Source organism: Streptomyces sp. NPDC005963 (genome assembly GCF_040638655.1).
GTDB lineage: Bacteria > Actinomycetota > Actinomycetes > Streptomycetales > Streptomycetaceae > Streptomyces.
Map to the genome: position 1 here is coordinate 179,814 of NZ_JBEXVD010000013.1, position 7,849 is coordinate 187,662.

Genomic DNA, 7,849 nt, shown 5'->3' on the forward strand with positions numbered 1-7,849 from the left:
GTACGAACCCCCTACACGCGTCGCCCGCGCCCGTAGGGGCTCGTACAGGACTCCCCTCACCCCCTCACAGCCCGAGCTCGTCGATGAAGCCGAACACCTCCTCGACCGGAGCCGTGTTCAGGTCCACCCCGCTGCTCGCGGCCGGAACCCGGCCCCGGGCGTCACGGATCTGCCCCAACAGGCTCATCAACCTCTCCTCGATCAGGTCCGCTTCGTCACCGAGGGACGGCGATCCCGCCTCCAGAGCGACTTCCAGTCGGCCGATCCCCTCCAGCAGAGACCCCCCGGAGGAAGGCCCGCCCAACGGGAGCCGGGAAGCGATGTGGCGGGCGACCGCCACCGCCGTCGGATGATCGAAGATCAACGTCGCCGGCAGCACCAGACCGGTCACCGCGTTCAGCCGGTTCCGCAACTCCACCGCCGTCAACGAGTCGAAGCCGGAGTCGAGGAAGCTCCGCCGCTCCGAGATCTCACCCGAACCACCGAGCCCAAGCACGGCGGCAGCCACCGAACGCACCTCCTCCGTCAGTGCCGACTGCCGGTCGGCGGGGCTCAGCGGAACCAGTCGGGACACCAGCGCCGTCTGCTCCTCCCCGTCCCGGTCCGCCGGTGCGGCCGCATCCGCAGCCCGCTCCAACGCCGCCACCTCGGGCACCTCGCTCAGCAGCGGGCTGGGACGCGTGGCGGTGAACCGGGGCGCGAACCGCTCCCACTCCATGTCGGCCACCACCAGCGAGGCGTCGCCGTGCGCCAGTGCGCCGCTCAGCGCCGATGACGCGACACCGGCGTCCATCGGCCGCATCCCCCGCTCCAGCAGCCCCTCCCGGTCCGTACCCTCACCCATTCCCGCGCCGTCCCACAGGCCCCAGGCCACCGACGTCGCCACCGCACCCTGCCGAGCCCGTCGCCGGGCCAGACCGTCGAGATAGGCATTGGCCGCGGCGTACGCGCTCTGCCCGCCGCCGCCCCACACCGCCGCCGCCGACGAGAACAGGACGAACGCGTCCACGCTCCCGGCCGGGAACAACTCGTCCAGATGCCGGGCCCCGAGAACCTTCGCCCGCAGCACTCCGGCGAACTCCTCGGGACCGCTCTCCAGCAGGGACGCCCGGTCGCCGACGCCCGCCGTGTGCACGACCGCCCGCACCGGTGAACCCGCCGCCGCCAGCTCCGCCACGAGACCTGCCAGCGCCGCCCGGTCGGCGACATCGCACTCCACCAGACTGACCCGGGCACCCAGAGCGGACAGTTCCCGCTCCAACTCCCCGGCACCCGGCGCACCCGCACCCCGACGGCTGGTCAGCACCAGATGCTCCGCCCCGTCACCCGCCAACCGCCGGGCCACATGACCCGCCAGCGCGCCCGTACCGCCGGTGATCAGCACCGTACCCTCCGGGCACCACGGACCCTCCGGGGCGGATCCGAGCGGCGCGCGGACCAACCTGCGTGCCAGCAGACCCGAGGAACGCGCGGCCAACTGGTCCTCCCCAGTAGTTCCGGTCAACGCCCGGCACAGGGCAGTGAGCGTTCCCCCCGCCACGGCCTCATCCGCTCCGGCAGGCAGATCCACCAGCCCGCCCCAACGCCCGGGATGCTCAAGACCGGCGACCACACCGAGCCCCCACAGCTGGGACTGCTCCGGATCGTCCGGTGCATCGTCCGCGCCGACGGACACCGCCGACCGCGTCACCACCCACAGCCGGGTGTCCGCGCCGCCGCCCGCCACCGCTTGGACCGCACCGAGCGCCGCCGCGAGCCCGGGCGTCACCACCTCGGCCCCCTCCGGCACCGAGCCCGGGGCCAACAGCAACACCCCCGTCAAGGGCGCCTCCAGCCGCTCCGCCGCCAGGGTCAGCAGTCCGGCGATCTCCTCGCGCGAACCGCCACCCCCGGGAAGGTCCAGGCCCTCGGCCCGAGCCCCGTGCGACCGCAGCGCCGCGACGACACCGTCCCGTACGGGACCGTCGTCCGCGCCGCCCAACACCGCCCAGACACCCTCCAACCGGAGCGCCCCGTCCGCCGAGACCGGCCGCCACACCACGCGGTAGCGCCAGTCGTTCACGGCCGCTCGCACCCGGTCCTCGGCACGCAGTGCCGAGAGGGCGGGCAGTACCGCCCGCAGCGACACGTCCGATCCGGTTCCCAGGGCATCGGCCAGCGAACCGACGTCCCCCGACTCGACTGCCTGCCAGAACCGGCTCTCTCCCGCCCCGGCCGGCTGCGCCGCGCTCCCGGCGATGGAGTCCCGGGGCGGTGCGTCAAGCCAGTACCGTCGCCGCTCGAACGGATACGTCGGCAGTTCCACCCGCCGGGCGCCGTCCCCGCCGAACACCGAGGGCCAGGAAACCGGCACACCCCACGCATACGCCTGGGAGACTCCGGCGACCACCGACTCCACCTCCGGCCGGCCCCGCCGTGCGAGCGCGACCGCCCGCACCGCAACCTCGGGCTCCCCACCGGGGCACTCCGGCGCCATCGCCGTCAGCGCCCCGTCCGGGCCCAGTTCCAGACAGCGCGTCACACCCCACTGGCGCAGAGCCCGCATCCCGTCGTGGAACCGCACCGCCGCACGGGCGTGCCGGACCCAGTACTCGGGCGTACGCATCTCCTCCCCGGCCAACACGCCGGTGACGTTCGAGACCACCGGCACGGTCGGCTCGCCGTACGACAGAGTCACCGCGACCCGCTCGAACTCCTCCAACATCGGATCGATGTGCGGCGAGTGGAAGGCATGGCTGACCTTGAGCCGCCGGGTCTTGCGGCCCCGCGCCTCCAACTCGCGCGCCACCTCAAGCACGGCCTCCCGGTCACCCGAGATCACGGTGGACATCGCCCCGTTGAGCGCGGCGACGTCCACCAGAGCGGAACGGTCGGCGACGACGGACCCATCTGCCGGACCTTCCGCGTAACCGTCGGTGAGAACGGAACGGTCCGTGGGAACGGAACGGTCCGTGGGAACGGAACGGCCGGTCAGAAGGGAACGCACCTCATCCTCACCCGCCCGCACGGAGACCATGGCCCCGTCACCAGGGAGGGCCCCCATGAGCCTGCCGCGTGCCGCTACCAGCCTGGCCGCATCCGGCAGGGACAGCACCCCGGCGACATGAGCCGCCGCGATCTCCCCGACTGAATGCCCCAGCAGCGCGTCGGGACGGACGCCCCAGCTCACCACCAACCGGTACAGCGCCACCTCAAAGGCAAACAGCGCGACCTGCGTGTACTCCGTCCGGTGCAACAGTTCCGCCTCGGGAGTTCCCTCTTCCGCGAACATGATGTCCCGGACCGGCCGCTCCGTGTACGCGTCCAGGCAGCCGCAGACCTCGTCGAGCGCCTCGGCGAACACCGGGAAGGACCGGTACAGCTCACGTCCCATTCCGGACCGCTGACTGCCCTGCCCGGTGAAGAGGAACGCCACCTGCCCGTCGTCCGCCTCTCCCTGGACGAGATGGGCGGCCGAACCGTCCGCGGCCAGCGCTGACACTCCGGCGAGCAGTTCCGCGCGACCGTCGCCGTACACCACCGCACGGTGGTCGAAGGCGCTGCGGTGCTGCGCAAGCGACAACGCCACGTCCGTGTCCCGCAGACCCGGACGGTCCGCCAGAGCGGTCAGAAGCCGCTCCGCCTGGCTCCGCAACGCAGCCGCCGACCGGCCCGACAGCACCCACGGAACCGGCACCGCGCTTTCGCTCCCGGCTTCGACTCCGTCTGTGTCTGTGTCTGCGCCTGTGTCTCCGGCTCCGTTTCCTGCCGTGGTCGCCGTCGACCGCGCGCCGTCGTCCATGGCGATATCGGCGATAGCGATGTTGCTGGGTTCGTCGGCGACGGCGGCGACGGCGGTGTCGTCGGTGGTGTCGGTGTCGTCGGTGGTGTCGTCCGGTGACAGAACCGGGTCCTTCGACAGGGCCCTGCCCTCCAGCACCACATGCGCGTTGGTGCCGCTGATACCGAAGGACGACACCCCGGCCCGCCGCGGCCGGTCGCCACGGTCCGGCCACGGACGGGCCTCCGTCAACAGCTCGACGGCCCCCGCAGACCAGTCCACGTGCGGTGACGGAACCTCGGCGTGCAGTGTTTTCGGCAGTACCCCGTGGCGCATCGCCAGGACCGCCTTCATCACGCCCGCAACACCCGAAGCCCCCAACGTATGACCGATGTTGGACTTCACCGAGCCCAGCCACACCGGACGATCCGCCGGGCGCTCCTGACCGTACGTCGCCAACAGCGCCTGCGCCTCGATCGGGTCACCCAGCGCCGTACCTGTACCGTGCGCCTCCACCAGGTCCACCTCGTCGGCCCGAACCCCGGCACCGGCCAGCGCCTGGCGGATCACCCGCTGCTGAGCAGGCCCGTTGGGCGCGGTGAGTCCATTGGATGCACCGTCCTGGTTGACCGCGCTGCCGTTGATCACCGCCAGTACGGTGTGCCCGTTGCGTTGGGCGTCAGAAAGCCGCTCAAGGAGCAGCACCCCGACCCCCTCGGCGGCACCGAAGCCGTCGGCCGCCGCCCCGAACGCCTTGCACCGGCCGTCCTTCGCGAGGCCGCGCTGCCGCGAGAACGCCACCAGCACCGACGGAGTGGCCATGATGGTGGCGCCGCCGGCGAGTGCCAGGTCGCATTCGCCCTGGCGAAGGGATTGTGCGGCGAGGTGCAGTGCCACCAGCGAGGACGAGCAGGCAGTGTCGACGGTGACCGCCGGGCCTTCGAGACCGAAGGTGTAGGACACTCGTCCCGAGACCACACTGGCACCATTGCCGGTCGCCAGATACCCCGTGTCGCCCGGCGGCACATGGGCCGCGAGACCGGCATAGTCCTGGCCGCTGATCCCCGTGAACACGCCCGTCCGGCTGCCCTTGAGAGAACGCGGATCGATCCCCGCCCGCTCCATCGCCTCCCAGGAGGTCTCCAGCAGCAGCCGCTGCTGCGGATCCATGACCGCGGCCTCCCGGGGACCGATGCCGAAGAATCCGGCGTCGAAGCCGGCGACATCACGGAGGAAGCCACCGTGACGGACATAACTGGTCCCCGAGTGCTCCGGGTCCGGGTGATAGAGCGAATCCAGCTCCCACCCGCGGTCGGTGGGCAGCTCCGACACGACATCGACACCACCGCTCAGCAGCTCCCACAGAGCCTCCGGGGAATCCGCCCCGCCCGGATAGCGGCAGCTCATCGACACGATCGCGATCGGGTCGTCCGCCGGAGTCGGGCCCGTCGCCACCGAAGGGCCGCTCGTCGTCGGCTGAGGCCCGTTCGTTCCGAACAACAACTCCCGCAGATGCTCCGCGAGCACCAGGGGCGTCGGATAGTCGAACACCAGCGTCGCCGACAGCGCCAGCCCGACGGCCTTCCGAAGCCGGTTGCGTAGTTCCACGGCCGTCAGAGAGTCGAAGCCGACCTCGCGGAAGGCTTGATCGGCCGAGACCGCCTGAGCCGAGGAGTGCCCGAGCACCGCCGCCGCCTGGGTACGCACCAGGAGCAGCACCTCCCGCTCGCGCTCCGCCGCGGACAACTCCGAGAGCCGCGTCACCAGATCCGTTGCACCGGCCCCGGAGGCACCGCGCGCCGCGACCGCCGCCGAAGCAACCCGCCGCACGGGCACGCGGACCACGCCTCGCAGAAGCGCGGGTAGCGTTCCCGCCCGCGCCTGCTCCCGCAGCGCCGTGGTGTTCAGCCGCACCGGTACGGCGGCCGGCCGTCCGGCGGACAAGGCCGCATCGAAGAGCGCCAGTCCGTCCTCCGTGGAGAGGGCGACAGTGCCCCGCTTGGCCAGTCGAGTCACGTCGGTGTTGTCGAGGTGTCCGGTGAGTCCGGTGCGTTGGGCCCAGAGTCCCCAGGCGAGTGAGGTGGCGGGGAGTCCTTGGGTGTGTCGGTGTTGGGCGAGGGCGTCGAGGAAGGCGTTGGCGGCGGCGTAGTTGCCTTGGCCTGGTCCGCCGAGGGTTCCGGCGGCTGAGGAGAAGAGGATGAAGGCGGCGAGGTCGTGGTGGCGGGTGAGGTGGTGGAGGTGGAGTGCCGCGTCTGCTTTGGGACCGAGGACGGTGTCGATGTGGTGGGGGGTGAGGGTTTCGATGGTGCTGTCGTGGAGGGTGCCGGCGGTGTGGATGATGGCGGTGAGGGGGTGGTTGGGGTGGATGGTGGTGAGGGTGTGTTCGAGTTCGGTGCGGTTGGTGGTGTCGCAGGCGGTGATGTGGATGGTGGCGCCTTGGGCGGTGAGTTCGTTGTGGAGTTCGGTGGCTCCGGGGGCGTTGGGTCCGCTTCTGCTGAGGAGGTGGAGGTGGCGGATGCCGTGGTGGGTGACGAGGTGTCGGGCGACGAGTGCACCCAGACCGCCGGTGCCACCGGTGATGAGGACGGTCCCGTCGGGGTCAAGAGGCGAATCAGGCCGATCCGCAGGCAGGGGCGCGGACAGCGGAGTCAGCCGGGGTACCCACAGCTCACCTCCGCGCACCGCCAACTGCGGTTCGTCTGAACCCACACATGCAGGTAGGGCGTACGGCAGCCCGGTCCAGGAATCGTCATCGGCATCACAGTCGACCAGGACGAAGCGGTCCGGGTGCTCGGACTGCGCGGAACGCACCAGCCCCCACACCGCCGAGGACACCGGATCGACGGCATCCTCGTCCCATATCCCCATAGCACCGCGGGTGACGAAAGCCAGCCGGACATCCCCCGACATCGTGGTGCCAACCCATGCCTGCACCAGATCCAGCACCTCGCCGACCCTGTCGCGCACGGCCCCCGGCAGCGGGTCCTCACCCGGTTGCGCACCCGGGCGCAGATCCACGAGGACCAACTGGGGAGAGTCCGACCGGCCGCTCAAGGAAGCGGCGAAGGAGAGCGCGTCCGAGTGGGAACTGATCGAGACGCCATCGACCGTCTCCTCCCAGCCACCGCCCGCGCCGCTGCCACGGCGGAGTTCGACAGACCTCGCCGGCTCCACGCCCCGTGTCGGTCCGGTCACCCACGCCACCTCAAACAGGGAATCGGCCGCATCCGTCCACGACGGGCCGTCCTCGGGGAGCGGGCGCAGCGTCACCGACGCCACCGTCAGGACGAGGTCGCCCTCGGGATCGGTCAAGGAAAGGCGGTAGCGCTCCTCCGGTACCTCCTCCTCGTCCGAGGGAAGGCGTGTCAGACGGACACGCGCCACCGCGGCCCCGACGCTGTGAAGCCGCACGCCCGCCCATTCGGCGGCGTATCCGCTCTGCTTCGGAAGGGCGCGGAGGGCGGCGTCGAGCAGTGCAGGGTGAAGGCCGTAGCGCAGGGCCTCTTGAGCCTCGTCTTCGGATAGGGCGACATCGGCGATCACTTCACCGGCGATCACTTCACCGGCGGTGACTGCGTCGACGGTGACTTCGTTGGCTGTGGCCTCGTGGGTGGTCGCCGCACCAGCAGTCGTCTCATCGGCGGCCGGGCCTGAGAGCGCTTCGGTCTGAGGATTCGCCGGGTCTTCGGCGAGCACGCCGACTCCGTATTGCTTCCACGAGGAGTCTGCTTCGCGCGAAACGAGCAGGAACGAGACCCGAACCGCCCTACGGCCGTCGTCGTCCGGCCCTTCAACCAGGACCTGGACATCCAGACTGCCCGTTTCGGGCACCACCGGCGGCGCGTCCGTCGTGAACTCCACGAGCCACGGGCACCCGACCTGGTCCCCGGCCCATCCCGCGAGCGCGGGCAGAGCTGCGGCGAGGGCGGCCGGGTCGTTGAGCCAGGGGTGGTCGCGGGTGGAGAGGCGGCCGTTGGCGATGGTGGTGTCGGTGTTGGCGAGTTGGAGTGTGGTGGTGAGGAGTGGGTGGTGGGTGGGTGTGTGTCCGGGGGGTGTGGTGGTGGGGTTGGTGGGGTGGAGCCAGTAGGT

1 protein-coding gene is annotated in these 7,849 nt (G+C 71.1%); it reads right to left on the reverse strand.

Annotation, left to right across the window (positions count from 1 at the left end; translation table 11 throughout):
- Positions 1-64: 64 nt before the first annotated feature.
- Positions 65-7,849 (reverse strand): SDR family NAD(P)-dependent oxidoreductase (locus ABZ348_RS19575; protein WP_358934638.1); only part of this gene is annotated, 7,785 nt, incomplete at its 5' end.